The organism is Bradyrhizobium sp. BR 1432, assembly GCF_051547705.1.
Taxonomy (GTDB): Bacteria; Pseudomonadota; Alphaproteobacteria; order Rhizobiales; family Xanthobacteraceae; genus Bradyrhizobium; species Bradyrhizobium zhanjiangense.
Genome location: NZ_JBPUGF010000003.1, coordinates 6,936,165 through 6,958,883, shown reverse-complemented (window position 1 = coordinate 6,958,883; position 22,719 = coordinate 6,936,165). Strand labels below are relative to the sequence as shown.

Genomic DNA, 22,719 nt, shown 5'->3' with positions numbered 1-22,719 from the left:
GCGCTTGCTGCCGACGAATTGGCGTTGCAAGCTTTGTCCCATCGCAATAGCCAAGTGGCTTGATCATCAAGTGATGACGCTGGCTGTGTGCCGGCGACGTCACGACTTTAGGGATCCCTGCAAATGACCATGCTGCCGAATTCGCAAGAGGCCCGGGATGTGGCCTATCAGCTCCATCCCTACACCAACGCGCGCACCCATCAGCAGGCCGGTCCCCTCGTGATCGAGCGCGGCGAGGGTCCCTACGTGTTCGATGCTGCGGGCAAGCGCTATTTCGAGGCGATGGCAGGCCTGTGGAGCGTCGGGCTCGGCTTCAACGAGAAGCGTCTGGTCGACGCCGCGCACAAGCAGATGCAGGCGCTGCCGTTCTATCACACGTTCTCGGCCAAATCGCACGGGCCCTCGATCGACCTCGCCGAGAAGCTGGTCGCACTCGCGCCGGTGCCGATGAGCAAGGTGTTCTTCACCAATTCCGGCTCAGAAGCGAACGATACAGTCCTGAAGCTGATCGCCTATCGCTCCAACGCGCTCGGCCAGCCCCAGCGCAAGAAGGTGATCAGCCGCCTGCGCGCCTATCACGGCGTCACCATCGCCTCGGCCAGCCTCACGGGCCTGCCGAACAATCACCGCTCGTTCGACCTGCCGCTGCCGAACATCCTGCACACGGGCTCGCCGCATTTCTACAAGGACGGCGCGCCGGGCGAGAGCGAGGAGGCGTTCGCGACGCGCCGGGCCGAGGAGCTCGAACGCGCTGATCCAGAAGGAGGGCCCGGATACGATCGCGGCCTTCTTCGGCGAGCCGGTAATGGGTGCGGGCGGTGTCATCGTTCCGCCGGCGACCTATTGGGACAAGATCCAGAAGGTCTTGAAAAAGTACGACATCCTGCTGGTCGCCGACGAGGTGATCTGCGGCTTCGGCCGCACCGGCAAGATGTTCGGCTGCGAGACCTATGGCATCAAACCGGACGCGATGGTGGTCTCCAAGCAGATCACTTCGAGCTATTTTCCGCTGTCGGCGATCATGCTGAACGATCGCGTGTTCGAGCCGATCGCGGACGAGAGCAACAAGATCGGCGTGCTCGGCCACGGCTTCACCGCGGGCGGACATCCCGTCGGCTCGGCGATTGCGCTGGAGAATTTGAAGATCATTGAGGAGCGCGGTCTGGTCGCGCATGCCGCCGAACTGGGGAGCTATATGCAAGGCAAGCTGCGCGAGCTCGCCAGTCATCCGCTGGTCGGCGAGGTCCGCGGCGTCGGCATGATCGCCGCTCTCGAGCTCGTGCTCGACAAGGGGCGCAAGACGGCAGCCGCTACGCCCGGCGCCGTCGGCGGCATCGCCAGCCGCATGCTGCAGGAGCGCGGCGTGATCTCCCGCAACATGCTCGATGCCATCGCCATCTGCCCGCCGCTGATCGCCACCAAGGCCCAGATCGACGAAGTGGTCGCGGCGATCTCGGGTGTGCTGGAGGACATGAAGGGGGAAGTGGCGAAGCTGACGCCGGGGTAGGATCGAGTTCGTCAGTGTGGCCGAAGCAGCCAGCCACATACGCCGGTGTCGTCCTGGCGAAAGCCAGGACCCATACCGCGTGATCTATCGATCGGGATTCGTAGAAGTGCCGAATGGCGAATCTTCGCCCAGGGGTAATGGGTCCTGGCTTTCGCCAGGACGACATTGGGGAGGCACTTGGGCCGCCTACGCCCGCTGCACCCCGACCACGCGGCCCTTCTCGATCGCCAGCGCCAGCTCGCCGCGCTTCAGCTTCAGCGCGGCATCGCCGAACAGCTCGCGGCGCCAGCCGCGCAGGGCCGGCACGTCGGCCTCGTCACTGGCTGCAATCTCCTCGAGATGGTCGACGGTGGCGATCACCTTGCTGGCGACCGCATGGCGCTCCGCGGTCATGCGCAGCAGCACCTTCAACAGCTCGACGATGGCGGCGCCATTGGAGTTGTTGCGCGGCTTCTCCAGCTTCGGCAGCGTCGAGAAATCCCGCGCCAGCCCGCGCTCGACCGCGGCGACGATGTCCGCGCCCCATTTGGATTTCTCAAACCCCTTCGGCACCGAGCGCAGATGGGCGAGCTTCTCAAGCGTGGTCGGCGCATGCGTTGCGATGTCGCTGATGGCTTCATCGCGCAGCACGCGGCCGCGCGGCACGTCACGGCTCTGCGCCTCCTGCTCGCGCCAGGCCGCGACCTCCATCAGTACCGCGAGGTCCTTCGGCTTGCGCACCCGGGTCTTCAGCCGCTCCCAGGCGCGCTCGGGGTGGAAGTCGTAGGTCCTGGGCGAGGTCAAAACCTCCATCTCGATGGAGACCCATTCGCTGCGGCGGCGCTTCTTCAGGTCGGCGTCAAGCGCTGCGAACACGTCGCGCAAGTGGGTGACGTCTGACACCGCGTAGTGCATCTGCTCCTTGGTGAGCGGCCGGCGCGACCAGTCGGTGAAGCGGTGAGTCTTGTCCGGGCGGTGACCGGTGACCTTCTCGACCAGCTGGTCATAGGCGATGCTGTCGCCATAGCCGAGCACCATGGCCGCGACCTGGGTGTCGAACACCGGATGCGGGATGATGCCGGCCTGGTGCCAGATGATCTCGATGTCCTGGCGGGCGGCGTGGAAGACCTTCAGCACGCCCTCGTTGCCCATCAGCTCGAAGAACGGCTTGAGGTCGATGCCCTCGGCCAGGGCGTCGATGACGACGGCTTCCTCGGCGCTGGCCATCTGCACCACGCACAACAGCGGGTAATAGGTGGTTTCGCGCAGGAACTCGGTATCGACGGTTATGACGGGGTGCTTGGCCAGCCGGCTGCAGGCAGCCGCGAGGTCAGCAGTGGTGGTAATCAAATCCATGAACGGCCCATGACGAGATCATCAGCCGTTCTGCCGAAAGTGCAGTGATGTCAAGGGGCTCGATGCGAATTCAAGCCTTGCATTTGGGTCGAAATCGCATTTTTCCGACAAAAATCCTATTCATAGCGGACCCGCTGCGAGGATTTCCGGGCGCAGGGCAGCGCCACCACGAGCACGCACATGGCGACGAGAGCCAGTCCCAGGAACTCGAAAACCAACAGATCCACGGCGAAATCTCCAGAAACATTGGTAGATTTGTCGGGAGTGCGTTGAGGGTCTGTTAATTCCAATGGTTACCGGCGGTGCGGGCAGCCGGATGGTGGACGGCAGGTTAACGGGCAGGGGCGGTCCAAACGAATTCGGCGCCCCGCATGAGACGGAGCGCCGATGTTCGTTTGACGTGGCAGCAGTCCTTACGGCAGTTTCAGCGACGTCTCCGCGTTGTAGGGCTTGAGCGTCTCGTCGGCGGCCTTCTGAGCGGCGGCGAGGGCTTCCTTCGGTTGCTTCTTGCCGTTGAGGACCAGCATCACCTCGTCCTCGAGGTTCTTGCGCACCGGGACAGTTTTATAGGTCGCAAACCAGGGCTTTGCGACGTCGAGCTGCTCGACGGCGGTTTTGGCATCCGGGTTCTTGTTCAGGAAGTTCGACCATGTCGGGTGTCTTGTAGGCGGCCATGTTGGGCGCGAAATAGCCGGTGGCGCGGCTCCACCAGGCGCTCTTCTCGGGCGAGGTCATCCACTTGATCAGGGTCCAGGCGGCCTTCTGCTTGTCGGCCTCGAGGCCAGCCGGAATGATCAGCGAGGCGCCGCCGATCGGCACCGCGTTGCGGACGTTGCGCGGGATGAAGGCGACCTTGTAGTTGAATTTGGCGTTGTCGCGCACATAGGTGAGCGAGCCCGTGGACAGCATCATCATCGCGGCGTTGCCGGAGATGAAGGAGGTGCTGACGGCGGGGCCAGGGGTGGCGCCGGGCGGATGCACCTTGTGCTTGGCGATGAGGTCGTTCCACCAGGAGAGCGCGCCGAGCATCGAGGGCGTGTCGTAATAGACCTCGCCGCCGAACTCCTCGTTGTAGTAGCGCCCGCCATTGGACATGGTGAGCGTTTCCATCATCCAGCCGCAATAGTCGTAGGCGCAGGGGATCGCAATGCCCCATTGGGTGACCTTGTCGCCCTCGCGCCTGGTGAGCTTCTTGGCCCAGTCGGTGAGCTCGGCCCAGGTCTGCGGCGGCTTGCTCGGATCAAGGCCCGCTTCCTTGGCCTTGTCGGCGTTGATGTAGAGCAGCGGCGTCGAATTGTGGAAGGGCACGCCATAGACCGAGCGGTTGATCACTGCGTTGCCCTGCAGCGCCGGGAAGAACTGGCCTAAGAACTTTTCCTTGGTGGTGCCGTCGGCGGCGATCGAGAGAATCCAGATTGGTGAGCTCGTTCTCGATCTGCATGTCGAGCAGGAAGTTGGCCGACATGATCACGGCTGACGGCGGCTTGCCGGCCTTGATCGCGGCGCGCGTCTTGATCAGCGTGTCGTCATAGGAGCCGGTGTAGACGGCGGTTGCCTTGACCTCGGGATGGGTCTCGTTGAACTCCTTGATCAAGGTCCCCATGTCGCGGGCGAGCTTGCCGTCGACGGGAACGGGGAAGAACAAATCGATCTCGGTCGGGCCTTCGCCGGCGAGAGCCGGAAAGGCGAGGGCGCCGGCCATCGTGCCTGCAATGGCAAGGCCGAGCATGAGCCTGCGGGATAGCAGCATCGGAAAATCTCCTATTTGATGCCTGAGGTGACGAAAGAGCTGATGAAGCGCTTCTGGAAGATCAGGAAGGTGACGAGCAGCGGTGCGATCACCATGAGCGTGCCTGCGGCGATGGTGCCCCAGGCCTGGGTGCCCTCGGCCGTCTTGGTGAAGACGGAGAGCCCGACCGTGAGCGGCCGCTTGTCCGGCGAGTTGATCACCATCAGCGGCCACAGGAAGTCATTCCAATGGCTGGTCACGGAGATGATGGCGAAGGCCGAAAAGCTCGGCAGCGACAGCGGCACGTAGATGTGGCGGATGCGCTGAAACAGACCCGCGCCGTCGATCAGCGCGGCGTCCTCCAGCTCGGTCGGAATGGCCTCGAACGCTTGCCGCATCAGGAAGGTGCCGAAGGCCGAGGCAAAGAATGGCATCATCACGCCGGTGAGCGTGTCGTAGAGGCCGAGCTGCGCGATCAGGCTCAAATTGGGCACGATCAGCAGCACCGGCACCAGCATCAGCTGCATCAGGAACAGGTAGAAGATCAGCGTCTTGCCGGCGAAGGCGAGCCGCGCAAAGGCAAAGCCCGCCAGCGTGATCGTGACGAACTGCACCAGCAGAATGCCGGTGCAGATGATGGTGGTATTGAGGGTGTAGCGCGGGAAGTCGCCGATCTCCCAGGCATCCCTGATGTTGTCGAGCGTCGGCTTCAGGCTCGGCATCAGCTCGGCCATCAGATTGATGCCGTCGGAAGCCGGGCGCAGGGTCGCCACGCCCATCCAGAGGAACGGAATCAACCAGACCAGCGCGAGCAGCACGGTCAGCACGAAGCCGAGCTTTGGCGTGATCTCGCCGCGCGTGGCGAGCGGGGCGTCCTTCCAAAGCGCATCGATCAGCTTCATGGCCCGCCCTCGCGGTTCGCCAGCGTGCGGAACGAAAGCGCGGTGAGGCCCATCAGCGCGGCCAGCGTCAGCAGTGTCGCCGCGGAGGCCTTGCCGACGTCGTAATGCTCGACCGCCTGCTGGTAGATGTAGAACAGTACGAGATTGGTCGAGTTGGACGGGCCACCCTGGGTCAGGACGAAGACGTGGTCGACTTGCGTCACCGCATTGAGCGTCGCGATCACGGTGACGAACAGGAAGGTGGGCTTAAGCTCCGGCAGGATGATGTAGCGCAGGCGCTGGAACGGACCGGCGCCATCGAGATGGGCGGCCTCCATGACGTCCTCCGGCACCGCCTGCAGGCCGGCGAGGAAGAACAGCATGTAGTAGCCGGCGTTCTTCCAGATCGTGATCACCATGATCGCCGACAGCGCGATGTCGGGGTCACCCAGCCAGTTCGGCAGCACCGGAAGCAGCCGGCCGATGTAGTAGTCGAGCAGGCCGACATTGGGCAGGAAGATGAACAGGAACAGCGCGGATGCTGCCACCATCGGGATCAGCACCGGCAGGAACAGCGCGGCGCGAAGTGCGCTGGTCACCGCGTTGGTGCGCGCGAGCGCCAGCGCGAACAAGAGCGCGAGGCCGATGCTCGGGATCGCCGTGCCGACAGCATAGATCAGATTGTTAACGACCGCGCCGGTGAAGGCGGGGTCGGCAAGCACCGCGCTGATATTGTCGAGGCCGACGAAGCGGACGGGCGCTTTCGGCGTCGTGCGCTGATAGAGCGCATCGATGAACACGCGCCCCATCGCGCCATAGGTGAACAGCGCGAGGAAGATCAGCGAGGGCAGCAGCACCAGATAGGCCGGTAGCGATGCCTTGAAGCCGGCGGCGAAGCGCTTCAGGACGTGCAGGCGCGGTGCCGCCGAGGTCGCGACCGGGAGAGCCGCGGGTTCGGCGAGGCTCATCTCACCGCGCCGCAAACTTGAGCGCATAGTCGCGGCCGTCCATTCCCGCAGGCGGGTCGAAGGGGAAGCGCAGACTGGTGTCGAGGAAGTCGTGGCTGTGCACGACCAGGTTCTCATCGTCGATCAGCACCACGCCATAGGCCGGCGGTTCGTGGCTCGCCAGATGCGGCGCATTGGCATTGAGCTCGAACCAGACCTGGTGGTTGGTGCCGCGCAGCGTCGAGAACGGGATCTTGCCGTAGCTGCCGAAGATCGGCCGGTGCACATGGCCGAAGAAGAGGTGGCGGATGCGGCTGCGATAGGGCGCGATCACCTCGGCGAATTCCCCGCGCTGCTTCAGCGCGATCTCGTCCATCGCGAGCACGCCGACCGGGAAGGGCGGATGATGCATGAATACGACGAAGGGCATATCAGCGGGCGCTGCGGCCAGCGTGCTTTCGAGCCAGCCGAGGCGCTTGTTGCACATCTCGCCGGCGTGGCTGGTCTCGTCCAGCGTGTTCGAGGAAGACGAACAGGCCGTGCTCGGTGGTGCGCGTGCCCTGCACGAAGCCGTTCTGATCGCGCGGTGCGGCCCGAAGGCCATCGAGGCAGGCCACGCGCTTGTCGTGATTGCCGACCATGGCGATGTAAGGCATCTTCAGCGCGGCCATCGCGTCTGCGAAATTGGCGTAGGAGTCAGGCTCGCCCCAATGGGTGAGGTCGCCGGTCACGACCGCGAAAGCCGCGTCGGACTGATGCTTGTTGATGTCGGCGATCGCGGCATCGAGGCGGGCGCGCGGGTCGAGGCCATAGAGCTTCAGCCCGGGATTCGCGAGATGCGTGTCGGTGAGGTGGATGAATTTGAAGGGCATGGCGCGCGTGTCAGGTCTCTGGGAGGACGGTCGCCTCCGGCAAGACGGCCCGCCAGCCGGTTAGAGTGAGACTGTTTCAGTTTGATGACAGTGGTTGCCGACGCGGCAAATTGTCGGGCAGAACGGCGAGTGTGGTCAACGGGGTCGTCTCGCGTTGCGGCATCGAGCCTATCGCAGTGCGCAGTGTCGGACGAGCGCAGGCAAATCCATCAGCATCGCGAGTGCAGGGATGGTTGAGGCGCCGAGGAAGATGGGTGCGCTGCGCTCTACCCGTCGAACGGCATTTCTCACGTCCCACAAAACGTCTGCAACACCCGCTGATCCGGCAGCGGCGGATCGGCGTAGGCCGCATAGTCCGGCTGGACCTCGTACGGCTTGGCCAGCACCTTCACCAATTCCTCGAACGGAGCATAGTCGTCGTCGTTGACGGCGGCCTGGATCACGGCCTCGACGCGGTGGTTGCGCGGGATAAACATCGGGTTGACGGCGTGCATGGCGGCTTGCCGTTCGGCCGCGGTCTGCGGCTCCAGGGCAATGCGCTCGCGCCAGCGCTTGGCCCAGTCGTCGAACGCCGAGGGATCCATGAACTGCGCGCGGACCTCGGCGTTGCCGGACTCATCGCCTGTGGCGTCGCCGAGCTTGCGGAAGGTGAGGGTGAAGTCGGCCTGGTTCTTGGCCATGGCATCGAGCAGGTCCTGGATCAGGGCGTCGTCGCCGTCGCGCTCCGGTGAACAGGCCGACCTTCTTGCGCAGGCCGGCCTGATAGGCCGCACTAAAGGTCTCGGCGAACGCGCCGAGAATGTCCTGGGCTTCGGCCACCGCCTTCTCCTGGTCGTCGGAGAACAGCGGCAGCAGGCATTCGGCGAGCCGGGTCAGATTCCACAAGCCGATGCGCGGCTGGTTGGCATAGGCGTAGCGGCCCATCTCATCGATCGAGGAGAACACCTGCACGGGGTTATAGGCATCCATGAAGGCGCAGGGGCCGTAATCGATGGTCTCGCCGGAGATGGACGTGTTGTCGGTGTTCATCACACCATGGATGAAGCCGACCAGGAGCCAGCGAGCGACGAGATCGGCCTGGCGCGCGACGACGCTCGCGAGCAGGGCGTGATAGGGCCGCTCGACATGCAGCAGCTCGGGATAATGGCGGGTGATCACGTGGTCGGCGAGCCGGCGGATCGCCTCGGTGTCGCGGCGGACGGCAAAGAACTGGAAGGTGCCGACGCGGATATGGCTGGAGGCGATGCGCGTCAGCACCGCGCCGGGTAGCGCGGTCTCGCGGATGACGTGCTCGCCGGTGACGACGGCGGCGAGCGAGCGCGTGGTCGGGATGCCCAGCGCGAACATCGCTTCGCTGACGATGTATTCGCGCAGGACCGGCCCGAGCGCGGCGCGGCCGTCGCCGCGGCGGGAGAACGGGGTGGGTCCGCTTCCCTTGAGCTGGATGTCGCGGCGGACGCCGTCTTTATCGATGACCTCGCCGAGCAGGATGGCGCGGCCGTCGCCAAGCTGGGCACGAAATGCCCGAACTGGTGGCCGGCATAGGCCATGGCGATGGGATCGGCGCCGACGGGAACCGCCTTGCCGGCCAGGATTTCGGCGCCTTCCGGGGTCTCCAGCGCATCCGGATCGAGTCCGAGCTGGACCGCCAGCGGCCGGTTCAGCTTGATCAGCCGGGGCGCCGCCACAGGGGTCGGCGCGACGCGGGCGAAGAAGCTGTCCGGCAGCGCCGAATAGGAGTTCTGGAAGGGGAAATGGACCGTCATGGCCTCAAGATAGGGCTGGAACGCCTGATGGCAAAGGCTCGGCCCCTGAAAATGGGCGGTTCTGGCCCAAAACAGCGCGTTCCCTTGGTTGCCGCCTAGGGTCTCGTCGGGTAAACCCTGCCGCAACTTCGGACCGGCCGTTACAGGCCGTCCGATTCGCTTCCTCCGACATTGATTTTGGGACGACCATGCATCGCTACCGGTCACATACATGCGGCGCGCTCCGTGAGAGCAACATCGGCGAGACGGTCCGCCTCTCGGGCTGGGTCCATCGCGTTCGCGACCATGGCGGCGTGCTGTTCATCGACCTGCGCGACCATTACGGCCTGACCCAGTGCGTGGTCGACCCGGACTCGCCGGCATTCTCGCTGGCCGAGAAGCTGCGCTCGGAATTCGTGGTGCGGATGGACGGCAAGGCCCGCCGCCGCCCAGAAGGCACCGACAATGACGATCTGCCGACCGGCAAGGTCGAGGTCTACATCAGCGAGATCGAAGTCTTGGGTCCGGCCGGCGACCTGCCGCTGCCGGTGTTCGGCGACCAGGAATATCCCGAGGACATCCGCCTGAAGTACCGCTTCCTCGATCTGCGCCGTGAGAAGCTGCATCAGAACATCATGACCCGCATTGAAATTATCAAGTCGATGCGCAGGCGCATGGAGGGGCAGGGCTTCTTCGAGTTCAACACCCCGATCCTGACCGCGTCCTCGCCGGAAGGCGCGCGCGATTTCCTGGTGCCCTCGCGCATCCATCCCGGCAAATTCTACGCGCTGCCGCAGGCACCGCAGCAGTACAAGCAGCTCTTGATGATGAGCGGCTTTGATCGCTACTTCCAGATCGCGCCGTGCTTCCGCGACGAGGATCCGCGCGCCGACCGTCTGCCCGGCGAGTTCTATCAGCTTGACGTCGAGATGAGCTTTGTCACGCAGGAAGACGTCTTCGCGGCGATGGAGCCTGTCATCACCGGCGTGTTCGAGGAGTTCGCGAGAGGAAAGCCGGTGACGAAGGGCTGGCGCCGGATTCCCTTCGCCGAGGCACTGCGCAAATACGGCAGCGACAAGCCGGACCTGCGCAATCCCATCGAGATGCAGGACGTCTCCGAGCATTTCCGCGGCTCCGGTTTCAAGGTGTTCGCGCGCATGCTCGAAGATCCCAAGAACCAGGTCTGGGCGATCCCGGCGCCGGGCGGCGGCAGCCGTGCCTTTTGCGACCGCATGAACTCGTGGGCGCAAGGAGAGGGCCAGCCCGGCCTCGGCTACATCATGTGGCGTGAGGGCGGCGAGGGTGCCGGTCCGCTCGCGAACAACATCGGTCCTGAGCGCACTGCCGCGATCCGCGCGCAGCTCGGCGTGAAGGAGGGCGATGCCGCCTTCTTCGTCGCCGGCGATCCCGACAAGTTCTGGAAGTTCTCCGGTTTGGCCCGCAACAAGGTCGGCGAGGAGTTGAACCTCACCGACAAGGAGCGGTTCGAGCTCGCCTGGGTCGTCGACTTCCCGATGTACGAGTACAACGAGGACGACAAGAAGGTCGATTTCTCGCACAACCCGTTCTCGATGCCGCAGGGCGGCCTGGAAGCGCTGAAGGGCCAGGATCCGCTGACCATCAAGGCGTTCCAGTACGACATCACCTGCAACGGCTACGAGATCGCCTCGGGCGGCATCCGCAACCACGTGCCGGAAGCGATGGTGAAGGCGTTCGAGATTGCCGGCTATGGCGAGCAGGAAGTGGTCGACCGCTTCGGCGGCATGTACCGCGCCTTCCAGTACGGCGCGCCGCCGCATGGCGGCATGGCCGCGGGTGTCGACCGCATCGTGATGCTCCTGTGCGGCACCACGAATTTGCGCGAGATCTCGCTGTTCCCGATGAACCAGCAGGCCATGGACCTCCTGATGGGCGCGCCGTCGGAAGCCACCACCAAGCAGCTCCGCGAGCTGCACGTGCGGGTGAACCTGCCGCAGAAGTGAGTGGCTCGCCTCTCCCCGCACGCGGGGAGAGGCCGCGTCGCACCGAAGATGCGAGGCGGGTGAGAGGGGACTCTCCGCGATTCGATCTGCTGATCTTGGATCCGCTCTCTCCACCCGTCATTGCGAGCGAAGCGAAGCAATCCAGAATCTTTCCGCGGAGGCAGCCTGGAGTGCTTCGCTTCGCTCGCAATGACGGGAAGGGATTTTCGCCAGGTCAGCTGTCATCTCATTCGCAGCGATAAGCCCTACAACCCTGTCGACGCCTCGATCCTGAACTGCGCCAGCGCGCTCTCCGGGTCGCTTTGCGAGAGCTGCATCAATTGCATCAGCGGGCACCTTGGCGCGGGGCGTCAGCTTGACGGTCAGCGTCTGCCCGGAGGTCTCGACGAAGCCGGCGAGCGCATCGACGGCCATTCTAACGTCGGCATTGGACGCCGCGATCTTCTCGCCTTGCGCCCGGATCATCTCGACGATGGCGCTGCGCGCGGCGTCGCGGCTGACATCCTGCATGCGCGAGAACTGCGCCACGACGAGATCGACGACGCCGCCGTCGCGCAAGGAGAACTCGATCGCGCCGGTCTCGATCTGGCCGGCCTGGCTCATGGCCTGCACCGGATCGGCGGTGAACATCGTGCGCGGCACGTTGGCGAGTGCGAGGCGGGCCTGTGCCCGGGCGAGATTGCCAAGATCGATGGTGGCGGGCGCGAGCGCAAATGCACCTGACGACTCCGTCCAGGCGGCGCCGAGATCGAGGTCGATCGCGAGCTTGTCGACGCCCGCCATGACCAGCGGCCGCTGCGCCGGGTTGGCGGGATCGGTGGGGGTGACCATTTTCACGACCAGGCTGGCCTTGCTCGGGATCGATCCTATCAGCTGGCCCCAGTTCAGGCTGATGGTGTCGATGGTGACGAGCTGCCGCGTATTCTTGTAGGGCGAGACCACGCCCTTGATCTCGGCGCCTTCGAGCACCCGGAACAGGCCCAGCATCTGATCGGGCGAGGGTGGCTGTCCGGGCGTTCTGAGGCTTGCCGCCCAGCGCATCAGATTTGCCGCACTGAAGGACTTCAGCGTGAAGCGCTCGATCTTGAGCTGCCCCTGCGGCATCGGCATGTCGAGGCCTTCCAGCGCTATTTTGTCTTGATCGTATTTGACGGCATTGAGCCGTCCCGTCCCTTGCGGTGTCTCGACCGTTTGCTTGCCGATTTCGGCCTTGCCGATCTGAAATCCCTCGAAGAAGTCGGCCACCTTCTCGATCATGTCGCGCGACTGCGCCGGCGTCGGGATCGAGCCGTCAGCCGGCACCAGCGCGATGATTTCGGCCGGGCGGAATTTCGAGGGCCGGATCGCAATGTCGTCGAAGCTGATGCCGTCGATCTGCACGCGCACGCCCGGTGCTGTCGTCACCACGTATGAGTTCACCGAGATGCGTCGATAGATCCTGTGGAAACTGTCGTCGCTCGACCCTTGCTGCTCGAGCGCGGCCCTCACAGCGGTCGCGTCGAAATCGTAGATCGCCAGGCCGGACAGCTCGCCGCTCATCTTTGCGGGCTTGCCCGGCTGAGCCAGGTCGATCGTGTAGGCGACGCGGTCCGTCTTCGCCGTTTCGATCTTGCCGTGGTTGACGTTCTGGATCGACAGACCCGAATAGACATAATCTCCGCTGCCGGCATTGCCGTTGCCCGCATCGACGTTGACCGCGACGGTCGGCGCCGTGATCGAGGACGTCGAGACAGTCGCGTATTGCGCAAGCAGGAAGCGGTACATGTCGATGATCGACCCGGACAGCGGCGCGCCTGCTGCACGTGTCGGACCGGAAAAGTCGCGCGCGCTGATCTGTGGGATCTTGTAGTTCGCTTTCAGCTTCACCCGCTCGTTGGACGTGAAGGCGACCTCGACCCCCGACACTTCGACGCTGTCGGCCGAGAAATGGACCTCGTCTGGCTGGCGTACACCGACCGCCGTGACCTTTGCGACCCTGACGTTGGCGAACTGCGGCTGGCCGGGCTCGACAGCGATGTCCTCGATCGTCAGCGTCCGCGTCGCAAGCTCGAACGTGATCTTGCCATGGCTCGCCTTGCCGCCGCTCGAACGGATCCTTTCGAACGCGGCCTCGACCTCGGCGGTGGCGCGATGCTTGGCGTAGAGGTTGAAGCCGAACCATCCGCCCGCTCCGAGCACGGCTGCCACGATCAGGCCGATCAGGATTCGCTTCATTCCCTTGCTCCAGTTGCTCGTTTTGCACCGTGCAACCTGGCATATTCGCGAAACGCTATGCGGTCCAGGGAAAGCTATGGTTTTCAAGTATTTGACCACGTGTCCTGTTGATGGGGTCGCAATCGGATGTTGCCACCGGGCGCCTGCCGTGCTTCATCCCGTTTCCATGGCCCGGAAATACCCGTCCGCGCGGGCGGCCGCTCCGGATCAGGCATTTTGAGGCCGGTAACGCGAGGCGAGACACCGCATGTCGTCCTATTCTGATGATCTCCACCAGGCGGCGCTCGCCTATCACCGTCTGCCGCGGCCCGGAAAGCTGGAGATCCAGGCAAGCAAGCCGCTTGCCAACCAGCGCGACCTCGCGCTGGCCTATTCGCCGGGCGTCGCGGCCGCCTGCACCGAGATCGCCAAGAATCCCGCCGAGGCCGCCTCGCTCACCACCCGCGCCAATCTGGTCGCCGTGGTCTCGAACGGCACCGCCGTGCTCGGCCTCGGCAATATCGGCCCGCTGGCCTCCAAGCCGGTGATGGAGGGTAAGGCGGTCCTGTTCAAGAAATTCGCCGGCATCGACGTGTTCGACATCGAGATCGCCGCCGACACCATCGACCGCGTGGTCGAAACCGTGGCGGCGCTCGAGCCGACCTTTGGCGGCATCAACCTGGAAGACATCCGTGGACCGGAGTGCTTCGAGATCGAGGCGCGCTTGAAGGAGCGCATGAAGATCCCGGTCTTCCACGACGACCAGCACGGCACCGCCATCATCGTCGCCGCCGCCATCACCAACGGCCTCAGGCTCAACGGCAAGAAACTGTCCGAGGTCAAGATCGTGGCGTCGGGGGCAGGGGCCGCGGCACTTGCGACGCTGAACCTGCTGGTGTCGATGGGCGCGCAGCGCAAGAACATCTGGGTTTGCGACATCGACGGCCTCGTGCACGAGGGCCGCAACACCTCCATGGACCGCTGGAAGGCGGTCTATGCGCAGAAGACCGACAAGCGCACGCTCGCCGACGTCATCGGCGACGCCGACATCTTCATCGGCCTGTCCGCGCCCGGCGTGCTCAAGCCTGAGATGGCCAAGGCGATGGCCGACAAGCCGCTGATCATGGCGCTCGCCAATCCCATACCGGAGATCATGCCGGAGGAAGCGCGCAAGGTGCGCCCCGACGCCATGATCTGCACCGGCCGCTCCGACTATCCGAACCAGGTCAACAACGTCCTGTGCTTCCCCTTCATCTTCCGTGGCGCGCTCGATGTCGGCGCCAGCGCTATCAACGAGGAGATGAAGCATGCCGCCGTCGAGGCGATCGCGCAGCTCGCGCGCGAGGCACCGTCGGATGCAGTCTCCCAAGGCAGCCTCGACACCGGTGAGGCGGGTGGCTTCGGGCCCGGCTCGTTGATCCCGAGTCCGTTCGATCCTCGCCTGATCCTGCGCATCGCGCCGGCCGTTGCCAAGGCGGCGATGGAATCCGGCGTCGCGACGCGCCCCATTACCAATTTCGACGAGTATCGCGCGCTGCTCGAGCGCTTTGCCTTCCGCTCCGGCCTCGTCATGAAGCCGATGTTCGCCAAGGCCAAGACCCAGCCGGTCCGCGTGATTTACGCCGAAGGCGAGGACGAGCGCGTGCTGCGCGCGACGCAGGTGGTGCTGGAGGAGAAGCTGGCGACGCCGATCCTGGTCGGCCGCCCCTCGGTGGTGGAGGCGCGCATCAAGCGCTTCGGCCTCTCGATCAAGGCGGGCAAGGATTTCGACCTCGTCAATCCCGAGGACGATCCACGCTACCGTTCCTATGTGCAGACCTATGTCGAGGTCGCCGGCCGCCGCGGCGCGACGCCCGATGCGGCGCGCACGGTGGTGCGCACCAACAACACGGTCATCGCGGCGCTTGCCGTGGTGCGCGGGGAGGCGGATGCCATGCTGTGCGGCGTCGAGGGGCGGTATATGAGCCATCTGCGCCATGTCCGCGAGATCATCGGCTTCTCAGCCGGTATCAGCGATTATGCTGCGTTAGCCCTGCTGATCACCAGCAAGGGCGCCTTTTTCATCGCGGACACGCAGGTGCGGCCCAATCCGAGCGCGGAAGAGCTCGCCGAGATCGCGTCGCTCGCGGCAGTCCATGTGCAGCGCTTCAACATCAAGCCGAAGATCGCCTTCGTCTCGCATTCGGATTTCGGCAGCTACGACACGGACTCCTCGCGCAAGATGCGCCGGGCCACCCAGCTCCTGAAGGAAAGGCATCCGGAGATCGAGGCCGACGGCGAGATGCAGGGTGACACCGCACTCTCAGCTGCTGCGCGGAAAATGGTGCTGCCGCACTCCAAGCTGGAGGGCGAGGCCAACATCCTGATCATGCCGACCCTCGACACCGCCAACGTCGCCTATCAGATGATCAAGTCGCTGGCGGACGCGCTCCCCGTCGGCCCGATCCTGGTCGGCCCGGCGCGTCCGGCGCACATCCTGACGCCCTCGGTGACCGCGCGCGGCATCCTCAACATGACGGCTGTTGCAGTCGTGGAGGCGCAGGAACGGGCAGCGCGGCAGCAGCCGACGTTGTTTACCTGAGGCGCGATCTCTTCGCCTCTCCCCGCTTGCGGGGAGAGGCCGGATCGCATCGACAGATGCGATCCGGGTGAGGGGAGCTCTCCGCGAGTCCAACTCTCACCGTCCCCGCAGAGGCTCCCCCTCACCCCAACCCTCTCCCCGCAAGCGGGGCGAGGGAGCAGACCTCCGGCGCATCCGCGCTTCAATCTTTTCAAAACGGTTTGCGATTTCCCCGTTTGTAAACCGTCGCACGACTCTTCATAATCGCCCGGCACTCGCGTCAAGACGCCGATTTCAAAAAGCCTGAGCCAAGAGGCCGATCATGCCAGCGTTCGTGACTTTCGGGCGAATTCTGTTTGCCGTGCTGTTCATCTACACGGGCGCGACCAAGCTCTTTGCCATCCAGGCGACCGCCGACTTCATCGCCACCAAACTCGTGGTGCCCGACGTCGTCGCGCCTTACGCCAAGCAGCTCGAGACGGCGACTGCCATGACCACGCCGCAACTCTTGGCGATCGCCGTCGGCGGGCTCGAGATCATCGCCGGACTGATGATCGCTCTGAATTTCGGCGCACGATTCTTCGCGATGCTGCTGATCATCTACGTCGCGGTCGCGACCGTGCTGTTCGATGACTTCTGGAACCAGGCGCCGCCCGACAACGCCAAGATGGTGGTCGACGCGCTGAAGAACCTGTCGATCATCGGCGCGCTGTGCATGATCATCGGCTACGGCCGCACCACACGTCCGGCCGAAGCGGCCTACGGCGACGTGTAGCGTCTACGTCCTGCGCCACGGGGTCACAGTGACCTCATGCGCCGCGTCGAGCAGGTACGGCGCCCCTGGCTTCATCCCGTGCGAGGCGAGCACCTGGTGCGGGGTCCGCCTGGGCACGCCGACAAAACAGCCTTCGCCGCCGGGCAGTCGCACGTGCGGCGCCTCCGACAGCCAGAACGTGTCGTAGCGGTCCATGAACATGTCGAACACCACGGGGCCGCCGATGACGGCGACCATGCCGGAGGCGACGTCGGCAAAGGCGCAAGCCTCTTCGAAGCGCGCGTGATCCGGATTCCACAATGTCGCGTTCGGCATTTCAGGGTCGACGGTCAACGCCTTGATCTTGCGGGTCAGGATCAGCCGCTTGCGCTTCGGCGAATTCGGCTGGTGCTCGTGCGAGTTGCGGCCGTGCACGATCAGCGCGGCGCGATCGAGCGCCTGCTCGAAGAACAGCTTGTCGCCGTCGAACTTCAGACTGTCCGGCATGACGTGCGCCGCGTCGGCGAGCATGCCGTCCGCCGAGACGATGACGTAGCCTTCGAACCGGAAAGACAATTGCCTTCTATTCGGAAACGGTCGTCACAACGGAATTGACCGGGCGCTGGCTCACCGTCGGCAGCTTGATGTCCTTGAGCAGCTCCTGGTCGTATTCGGGCAGCGTCGACGCCGGGAATTTTGCGCGCATCGCCACCACCTTGTAGCCGCCGGCCTTCAGGCGCTTGAGCAATTCGGGCAGGGCTTCGGCGGTGTGCTTCTGAAAGTCGTGCATCAGGATGATGCCCTTGCCCTTGGTCTCGAGCTTCTTCATCACGGTCTCGATCACCTTCTCAGGCTTGGAGGCCTTGAAGTCGAAGGAGTCGATGTCGCAGGAGAAGATCCCGATGTTGCGGTTGCCGAGATAGGTGACCATCTCCGGCGGATGCTGAAGCGCCGGGAAGCGGAAGAACGGCGACGGCGAGATGCCGCCGAGCGCCCATTTCACGGCGCTGAAGCCCTTCTCGATCTCATCCTTGCGCTGCGCTTCCGTGAGCTTCTTGTTGTTGAGGTTGGCGTGCGACCAGGTGTGCGCGCCGATCGTATGACCGGCCGCATAGACCTGCTTCAGGATCTCCGGCTCGTAGGTCGCGTGCTTGCCGATGGAGAAGAAGATGCCGGTGGTGCACTCGTCGGCGAGCGCCTTCAGCACCGCGGGCGTGTTCTTGGGCCAGGGGCCATCGTCGAAGGTCAGTACCACTTCGTGGTCGCGCAGGAAGTCGAGCTCCTTGAAATGCTCGAAGCCGAAGCCAGGGCCGCCGGTGGTGTCGATCTCGACGGTGCGGGCGACGCCGAGCGCGCCCGGCGTGTTGCAGGCTGCGCGCGCCGGCTGCGGCGCCTGTTTCGGTGGCGGCGGGTTGACGAAGCCCGCTGGTGCGGCAGCCACTGCGGGAGCGGCCGCCGGCGCAGTCGCCGGCGCTGAAGCGGCCGGTGCCGCCGCTGGTGCGGCTTGTGTGCTTGCTGCGGGTTTTGCCGCGGTCTGCGACCATGCCGCACCCGTCATGGCCAAAGACATCGCGCTTGCCAAAATCAGTCCTGCCGCCACGCGCATGGTGTTGTCCTCGAGATTGATCCCGTTGTTCCGCCGCAGCTTTTCGCCTGCGACAAAAACCGTCCTGCCCCAAACGATCCTAGCCTAGATGGTGGGCCCTCGCCATTGCAACGGCTGTTTGGTGCCCTGCCACAATTGTGCCCAACCGGATGAGCGCAACTCGCATCAACTGTCGGCCAGCGCCTTGGCAATGGCCGTTTTGACCCGGGTATCGGTCGGCGCCACCGCGGACGGAAAGACCTCGGCGATGTAGCCGTCACGGCTGATCAGATATTTGTGGAAGTTCCACTTCGGAACCTCCCTCGGCCGCGCGTCGGCAGCCCATTTGTAGAATGGATGCGCCTTCGCGCCGACCACCACGGCCTTGGCCGTCACCGGGAAGGTAACGCCGTATTGGTGGTGCGCCGTGTCGGAGATTTCGCTGGCGCCGCCGGGCTCCTGGCCACCGAAATCGTTGGAGGGCACGCCGATCACGGTAAGCCCGCGCTCGCGAAACTCGCCCCAGAGTTCTTGCAGGCCGGCATATTGCGGGGTGTAGCCACAGAGCGAGGCGGTGTTCACCACCAGCAGCGGTTTGCCGGTGTACGCGGCGAGGCGGATGTCGCCGCCGGACAATGCGGGGAAGGAGAAGGCATAGGCCGAGATCCGGCTCATGCCACCATCCGCGAAGGCGCGTGCTGCCGGCGCGATGGCGCCCGCAAGCGCCGCGGCGAGCATGGTCCTGCGGTTCATCATGCGGCGTCCCCGAAATGATCCGGGGCTCATGTTACTCCGCCGGCACGACCGGGCCGCTCAACACCGCGTTATCGGACGCGGTGAGGAGCGCTAGTACAAGCGGACGATGAAATCGGTGCCTTCGCCGGTCTCGCCCTGGTTGATGCCCTGGTCGGAGACGATGATCGAGCCACCCGATGTCAGCATCTCGTTGATCTTCGCCATGGTGTCGGCGGGGATTGCGATGCGGTCGAGGGCATCAGCGGGGCTGTCCGGCGTGACCACCGGCTTTGCGGCAACTGGGATCACGACAGCGCCACGGCGGCGTGACACGCGTCCGTCGTCATCGCGCGCAGCTGCGCGGACGGAGACCGGCAGCGACACCACCGACCAATGCAGCGCATTGGAGTTGGTCTTGTCGACTTCGGCTGTGAAGACATGCGTACCGAGAGGCCGGTCGCTCGCGGCGATCGTGATGGGCACCTCGAACAGCGGCGCAAAGTTCTGCCGCACGTAGAGCTTGGAATCCTTGCGGCTGATGAAGACGGCGATCTGGCCGGCCCGCCTCGGCGCGTCCGGCTTCGCTGCCGGCGCGGGATCGGTAACGCCGGTCTCGTCCTTCTTCACATCGGGCGAGGTGGCGAGTGCCGGCGTCGTGGCGTCAGGCTTCTTCGCGGTTTCGGCAGCTTCAGTCTTGGCAGCGTCGAGCTTGTCGTCGGTCGCCGTCGAGGCCTTGGGCGCTTCCGCGGCCTCAATGGGCTTCGCGTCCGTGCTCGCAGGCTTGGCAGTTTCTTCGGGCGGCGGCTTGGTTGCGTCAGATGCCTCGGCGGTCTTGGTCTCGATCTTGTCGGTCGGCGCAGCCGCTTCCTCGCGGGCGGGCGCATTACCGGTGGTCACATCCGACATCACGGTGTGGCCGACCGAGGCGCGCAGCTCGAACAGGCTGTCTGCACTGGCGGTCTTCGTCTCGACCGGCTTGGCTTCAGTGACGTTGGTTTGCGCTGCGCCCTTGTCGGCCTTGTCGCCCACATTGATCTGCGGTGCGAGGCTGGCGGCGGGCTGAGGCGGCACGCGCACCGCAGCAAGCAGAGGATGCGAGAAGCTTTGCGGCGACATCTGGCCGGGCGCGACGATGACGCGCGCGCCCATCCTGGTCCAGTTCCACATCTTCACCGCGAACGCCATCGGCATGCGGATGCAGCCGTGCGAGGCCGGATAGCCCGGCAGCACGCCGGCATGCATGGCGACGCCGGACCAAGTGATCCGCTGCATGTACGGCATCGGGGCGCCGCTATAGATGTTGGAATGGTGGAATTTGTGCTTCTGGATGACGCTGAACACACCCATCGGCGTCGAATGGCCCTTCATGCCTGTCGAAACCGGGGATTCCGCGAACACGCCCTTGCTGTCGTAGACCGTCACCTTCTGCCGGTCGATCGAGACGATAATGACGAGCGGTCCTTGCGGCTTGGTGCCGGCTTCCTTCTCGGCGACGATCTCCTTCTTGCCCGCCGTGCCGCGCTTCTGCGGCTTCTGGCGCGGTGTTTCGGGATACCGATCCTGTCGGGCGTAATAGGAGCCGTCGGAATAATCCGTCCAATAATAAAACGCTGCGTCAGCCTGGCTTGCCGTCCCGATCGCACCCGCCGCCGTCAAAATGGCGACTTGCCAAAAACGCGTTGGCTTGGCAGCAAAACCGGACTCATTCACGCTGTTCATCCTCGAATCCATAATCCAAATCAGACGTTAGTCTCGCAAAGAGGATACGCGTTCACCACCAAGGCGGTTCTGCCGTCAGCTACTTTTGTTCAACGCGTAGCAAAAAAGCCTCACAGAGCGGTAAACGGCGGCCGTGGCGACTGGCCGCTCGTCTTCCTGATCGGCCGCCTGATGCCTACATTGCGGGGACTTCCTACCGGAGAACTTCATGTCATCTCGTTTCCCCGGTCTTTCCGGCATCCGCTTGAAAGGCCTCGCTTTATTCCTCTTGGCTCTGGCCGTGCCGGTGGCTTCCGCCTCCGCCGCCGACGAGCCGGATCTGATCTTCCGCCGCTCGACCGTATTCAAGTGGATGAGCCCGAACGACAAGCTCGCGACTTACGGTCTCGATGATCCCGAGGTGGAGGGCGTCGCCTGTCACTTCACCGTGCCGGAGAAGGGCGGCTTCAAGGGCTGGCTCGGCCTTGCCGAGGAGGTCTCGGACATCTCGCTGGCCTGTCGCCAGGTCGGCCCGATCAAGTTCAAGAACAAGATGGAGCAGGGCGACGACATGTTCCGCCAGCGTCGCTCACTGTTCTTCAAGAAGATGCAGATCGTGCGCGGCTGTGACGCCAAGCGCAACGTGCTGGTCTACATGGTCTATTCGGACAAGCTGATCGAGGGCTCACCGAAGAACTCGACCTCGACGGTACCGATCATGCCATGGGGACCGGCGGACTCAAACGTCCAGAAGTGCGGCGAGTTCTTCACTCACTGACGACAGCGCGGCTTTGCAAGATGCGAACCGGTCAGCCGGACGAATGTCTGCGGCGCGGCTTCAAGGCCGCGGTTCGCTTGCAGCGCCATTTCACCAGGTGACGTATTGCCAAGTGATGTGGCGCTGTCGCGAATGGATCGTTGATCTCCGCGGCCCGTCCGTTGCTCCGCCTCGCGCGTCGGTGCGCGATCTGTCGCCATCATGATGGCCATCCCTCACGTGAACGCGCCCGGTGATCCCAGCGTCTCGATTTCGGCTTCTCTTCAGCAGAAAAACGTAAAATGCGTGTGAAGCGCGTAAGGCGGGAGCATGACGGCGACCGCGTCCGCGGCCGGTCCAAGCTCGAGCGGGAACCTGTCAGGCCACTTTGGGCCGTGGCGCGGCTCACCTGAAATGATTGGGATTTTCCGGCGAATGTTTCGTCGTCTCGGGCAGGACGAAACAATTCTCACGAAAGATGAAACCATTTTCCGCTTTTGGCGCATCACGCGCGAAACCGCCCATGGTTATCAGCTTGACAACGACGACGGCGCACCGCCGGCCGACGAAATCGGGACACAAGATCATGCGCGCGCTCAGCTTCATCCTTGCCTTCGGCTTCGTGCTCGCCGGCTCCTCGTTCGCGGGCTCGCCGGACGGCAGTCTGCCCGGTGTCGGCACCTTCCAGTACAGCGGTTCACCGCTGACGATCACGGCATCTCAGCCGATCGTGGTCGCCACGCGCTTCTGATCGCCAACAAGAAAAGCAGCCGGCAAAGCCCATCATGATTGTTCGTTTCTGCGCCGCAGCGTTGATATCCGTTCTGACGCTCAGTGCCGCCCAGGCGCAGGTGCGCGCTCCCTCCAGGTTGCCGGATCCCCGGAGCGAATTCGTGCGTCAGTGTGCGCCGCGCATGCTCGGGCGCTGGGAGCATCCAGAAGAGGTCTGCGGCTGCCTGCATGACCATGCCGCCGCCGTCGTCGAGGACCGTGATTTGCGCGAGGCGCTGCTGCGCGGCATCAGCGAGACCGGCGTGCCGACGATCGAGACCGACTGGGTGCCGACGTCCAAGCAGGGCGAGATCGGCTCGACCTTCACCAAGATCGCCAAGCCGACCTTGCAGTGCATGTTCGACCCTGCGAAGCAGGGCTCTTAGCCCGCTACTTCGATTTCGGACCGTATCGCGGCACGCAAGTGCTCGTGCGCGCCACGCCCTTGTCGGTCATCTTCGCGCCGCGCACTTCCTTGACCTGTCCGGCAGGGCAGGTTCCGTCATCCACTTGCACACGTTGGCCGAGCTTGAGGTCCACGATGTCCTGTTCGCGACCGACCGTTGCTGCGCGCGTCGTCGAGGCAAGCGCAAGGGAAATCAGGAGCGAAAGGCAGGTGGCGCGGCGCAGCAACATGGTGTGAGGTCCTGGCATCGATGCCGCAATCT

General features: G+C 64.3%; 18 protein-coding genes and 3 pseudogenes. 7 read left to right on the top strand and 14 right to left on the bottom strand.

Annotated elements, in window-relative coordinates:
• Positions 1–123: 123 nt before the first annotated feature.
• Positions 124–1,507 (top strand): annotated as a pseudogene (locus ACSKB8_RS33845) (aspartate aminotransferase family protein).
• A gap of 186 nt (positions 1,508–1,693) precedes the next feature.
• On the opposite strand, the gene rnd reads toward ACSKB8_RS33845, so the two are convergent.
• From rnd to ACSKB8_RS33810, 7 genes and pseudogenes are all read right to left on the bottom strand, one after another.
• Complete coding sequence (rnd, locus tag ACSKB8_RS33840; RefSeq protein ID WP_091892896.1) at positions 1,694–2,842, bottom strand: ribonuclease D; 1,149 nt, start codon at positions 2,840–2,842, stop codon at positions 1,694–1,696.
• Between the two features lie 413 nt (positions 2,843–3,255).
• Positions 3,256–4,592, bottom strand: a pseudogene (locus tag ACSKB8_RS33835) (ABC transporter substrate-binding protein).
• 11 nt (positions 4,593–4,603) lie between these two features.
• The gene (locus ACSKB8_RS33830; protein WP_438108806.1) at positions 4,604–5,473 is read right to left on the bottom strand and encodes a carbohydrate ABC transporter permease; all 870 of its coding nucleotides are present in this window, start codon (positions 5,471–5,473) and stop codon (positions 4,604–4,606) included.
• The gene (locus ACSKB8_RS33825) at positions 5,470–6,420 is read right to left on the bottom strand and encodes a carbohydrate ABC transporter permease (protein ID WP_438108804.1); all 951 of its coding nucleotides are present in this window, start codon (positions 6,418–6,420) and stop codon (positions 5,470–5,472) included. Before ACSKB8_RS33825 ends, ACSKB8_RS33830 begins: the two co-directional genes overlap by 4 nt.
• 1 nt (position 6,421) lies before the next feature.
• Positions 6,422–6,886 carry a hypothetical protein gene (locus ACSKB8_RS33820; protein WP_438108803.1) on the bottom strand — a complete coding sequence of 155 codons (465 nt, stop codon included), beginning with the start codon at positions 6,884–6,886 and terminating at the stop codon, positions 6,422–6,424.
• On the bottom strand, positions 6,831–7,271 hold the full coding sequence (locus ACSKB8_RS33815) for a metallophosphoesterase (protein WP_438108801.1): 441 nt from the start codon (positions 7,269–7,271) through the stop codon (positions 6,831–6,833). Before ACSKB8_RS33815 ends, ACSKB8_RS33820 begins: the two co-directional genes overlap by 56 nt.
• A 287-nt stretch (positions 7,272–7,558) precedes the next feature.
• Positions 7,559–9,037 (bottom strand): annotated as a pseudogene (locus tag ACSKB8_RS33810) (protein adenylyltransferase SelO).
• Between the two features lie 188 nt (positions 9,038–9,225).
• Between ACSKB8_RS33810 and aspS the strand changes: the two are divergent.
• Entirely contained in the window at positions 9,226–10,998 is a 1,773-nt protein-coding gene (gene aspS / locus ACSKB8_RS33805; RefSeq protein WP_128941888.1) for an aspartate--tRNA ligase, read from the top strand.
• A gap of 117 nt (positions 10,999–11,115) precedes the next feature.
• Here the strand turns inward: aspS and ACSKB8_RS33800 are convergent, their stop codons facing one another.
• The gene (locus ACSKB8_RS33800) at positions 11,116–13,212 is read right to left on the bottom strand and encodes a hypothetical protein (RefSeq protein WP_438108799.1); all 2,097 of its coding nucleotides are present in this window, start codon (positions 13,210–13,212) and stop codon (positions 11,116–11,118) included.
• Positions 13,213–13,459: 247 nt separating this feature from the next.
• Between ACSKB8_RS33800 and ACSKB8_RS33795 the strand changes: the two genes are divergently transcribed.
• Both ACSKB8_RS33795 and ACSKB8_RS33790 read left to right on the top strand, forming a co-directional pair.
• On the top strand, positions 13,460–15,772 hold the full coding sequence (locus ACSKB8_RS33795) for an NADP-dependent malic enzyme (protein ID WP_438108797.1): 2,313 nt from the start codon (positions 13,460–13,462) through the stop codon (positions 15,770–15,772).
• 301 nt (positions 15,773–16,073) lie between these two features.
• A complete protein-coding gene (locus ACSKB8_RS33790) occupies positions 16,074–16,526 on the top strand; it encodes a DoxX family protein (protein WP_438108795.1) in 453 nt (150 codons plus the stop codon).
• A gap of 3 nt (positions 16,527–16,529) precedes the next feature.
• Here the strand turns inward: ACSKB8_RS33790 and ACSKB8_RS33785 are convergent, their stop codons facing one another.
• The 4 genes from ACSKB8_RS33785 to ACSKB8_RS33770 form a co-directional block, all read right to left on the bottom strand.
• Positions 16,530–17,081 (bottom strand): dihydrofolate reductase, encoded by a 552-nt coding sequence (locus ACSKB8_RS33785; protein ID WP_438108793.1) that lies wholly within the window; start codon positions 17,079–17,081, stop codon positions 16,530–16,532.
• A 7-nt stretch (positions 17,082–17,088) separates the two neighbouring features.
• Positions 17,089–18,111, bottom strand: coding sequence for a polysaccharide deacetylase family protein (locus ACSKB8_RS33780; RefSeq protein WP_370985386.1), 1,023 nt, complete (start codon positions 18,109–18,111; stop codon positions 17,089–17,091).
• A gap of 165 nt (positions 18,112–18,276) precedes the next feature.
• Positions 18,277–18,846 (bottom strand): glutathione peroxidase, encoded by a 570-nt coding sequence (locus tag ACSKB8_RS33775; protein WP_438108791.1) that lies wholly within the window; start codon positions 18,844–18,846, stop codon positions 18,277–18,279.
• Between the two features lie 90 nt (positions 18,847–18,936).
• The gene (locus tag ACSKB8_RS33770; protein ID WP_438108789.1) at positions 18,937–20,544 is read right to left on the bottom strand and encodes a L,D-transpeptidase; all 1,608 of its coding nucleotides are present in this window, start codon (positions 20,542–20,544) and stop codon (positions 18,937–18,939) included.
• A 208-nt stretch (positions 20,545–20,752) separates the two neighbouring features.
• Here ACSKB8_RS33770 and ACSKB8_RS33765 point away from each other — a divergent pair, with 208 nt between their 5' ends.
• Positions 20,753–21,301 carry a CreA family protein gene (locus tag ACSKB8_RS33765; RefSeq protein WP_370985383.1) on the top strand — a complete coding sequence of 183 codons (549 nt, stop codon included), beginning with the start codon at positions 20,753–20,755 and terminating at the stop codon, positions 21,299–21,301.
• Here ACSKB8_RS33765 and ACSKB8_RS33760 read toward each other — a convergent pair.
• The gene (locus ACSKB8_RS33760; protein WP_370985382.1) at positions 21,295–21,504 is read right to left on the bottom strand and encodes a hypothetical protein; all 210 of its coding nucleotides are present in this window, start codon (positions 21,502–21,504) and stop codon (positions 21,295–21,297) included. The two genes, ACSKB8_RS33765 and ACSKB8_RS33760, sit on opposite strands and share 7 nt — an antisense overlap.
• A 299-nt stretch (positions 21,505–21,803) precedes the next feature.
• On the opposite strand from ACSKB8_RS33760, the gene ACSKB8_RS33755 reads away from it, so the two are divergent.
• Both ACSKB8_RS33755 and ACSKB8_RS33750 read left to right on the top strand, forming a co-directional pair.
• Complete coding sequence (locus tag ACSKB8_RS33755) at positions 21,804–22,031, top strand: hypothetical protein (protein WP_438108786.1); 228 nt, start codon at positions 21,804–21,806, stop codon at positions 22,029–22,031.
• Positions 22,032–22,065: 34 nt separating this feature from the next.
• Complete coding sequence (locus ACSKB8_RS33750; protein ID WP_438108784.1) at positions 22,066–22,437, top strand: hypothetical protein; 372 nt, start codon at positions 22,066–22,068, stop codon at positions 22,435–22,437.
• A 4-nt stretch (positions 22,438–22,441) separates the two neighbouring features.
• On the opposite strand, the gene ACSKB8_RS33745 is transcribed toward ACSKB8_RS33750, so the two are convergent.
• Complete coding sequence (locus ACSKB8_RS33745) at positions 22,442–22,687, bottom strand: DUF6719 family protein (RefSeq protein ID WP_091892928.1); 246 nt, start codon at positions 22,685–22,687, stop codon at positions 22,442–22,444.
• Positions 22,688–22,719: the final 32 nt, after the last annotated feature.

Excerpts from the sequence above, each read along its gene's own strand:
- rnd (WP_091892896.1), bottom strand. The coding sequence starts at position 2,842 with ATGGATTTGATTACCACCACTGCTGACCTCGCGGCTGCCTGCAGCCGG.
- ACSKB8_RS33830 (WP_438108806.1), bottom strand. The coding sequence starts at position 5,473 with ATGAAGCTGATCGATGCGCTTTGGAAGGACGCCCCGCTCGCCACGCGC.
- ACSKB8_RS33825 (WP_438108804.1), bottom strand. The coding sequence starts at position 6,420 with ATGAGCCTCGCCGAACCCGCGGCTCTCCCGGTCGCGACCTCGGCGGCA.
- ACSKB8_RS33820 (WP_438108803.1), bottom strand. The coding sequence starts at position 6,886 with ATGTGCAACAAGCGCCTCGGCTGGCTCGAAAGCACGCTGGCCGCAGCG.
- ACSKB8_RS33815 (WP_438108801.1), bottom strand. The coding sequence starts at position 7,271 with ATGCCCTTCAAATTCATCCACCTCACCGACACGCATCTCGCGAATCCC.
- aspS (WP_128941888.1), top strand. The coding sequence starts at position 9,226 with ATGCATCGCTACCGGTCACATACATGCGGCGCGCTCCGTGAGAGCAAC.
- ACSKB8_RS33800 (WP_438108799.1), bottom strand. The coding sequence starts at position 13,212 with ATGAAGCGAATCCTGATCGGCCTGATCGTGGCAGCCGTGCTCGGAGCG.
- ACSKB8_RS33795 (WP_438108797.1), top strand. The coding sequence starts at position 13,460 with ATGTCGTCCTATTCTGATGATCTCCACCAGGCGGCGCTCGCCTATCAC.
- ACSKB8_RS33790 (WP_438108795.1), top strand. The coding sequence starts at position 16,074 with ATGCCAGCGTTCGTGACTTTCGGGCGAATTCTGTTTGCCGTGCTGTTC.
- ACSKB8_RS33780 (WP_370985386.1), bottom strand. The coding sequence starts at position 18,111 with ATGCGCGTGGCGGCAGGACTGATTTTGGCAAGCGCGATGTCTTTGGCC.
- ACSKB8_RS33775 (WP_438108791.1), bottom strand. The coding sequence starts at position 18,846 with ATGATGAACCGCAGGACCATGCTCGCCGCGGCGCTTGCGGGCGCCATC.
- ACSKB8_RS33770 (WP_438108789.1), bottom strand. The coding sequence starts at position 20,544 with ATGAACAGCGTGAATGAGTCCGGTTTTGCTGCCAAGCCAACGCGTTTT.
- ACSKB8_RS33765 (WP_370985383.1), top strand. The coding sequence starts at position 20,753 with ATGTCATCTCGTTTCCCCGGTCTTTCCGGCATCCGCTTGAAAGGCCTC.
- ACSKB8_RS33760 (WP_370985382.1), bottom strand. The coding sequence starts at position 21,504 with ATGATGGCGACAGATCGCGCACCGACGCGCGAGGCGGAGCAACGGACG.
- ACSKB8_RS33755 (WP_438108786.1), top strand. The coding sequence starts at position 21,804 with ATGGTTATCAGCTTGACAACGACGACGGCGCACCGCCGGCCGACGAAA.
- ACSKB8_RS33750 (WP_438108784.1), top strand. The coding sequence starts at position 22,066 with ATGATTGTTCGTTTCTGCGCCGCAGCGTTGATATCCGTTCTGACGCTC.
- ACSKB8_RS33745 (WP_091892928.1), bottom strand. The coding sequence starts at position 22,687 with ATGTTGCTGCGCCGCGCCACCTGCCTTTCGCTCCTGATTTCCCTTGCG.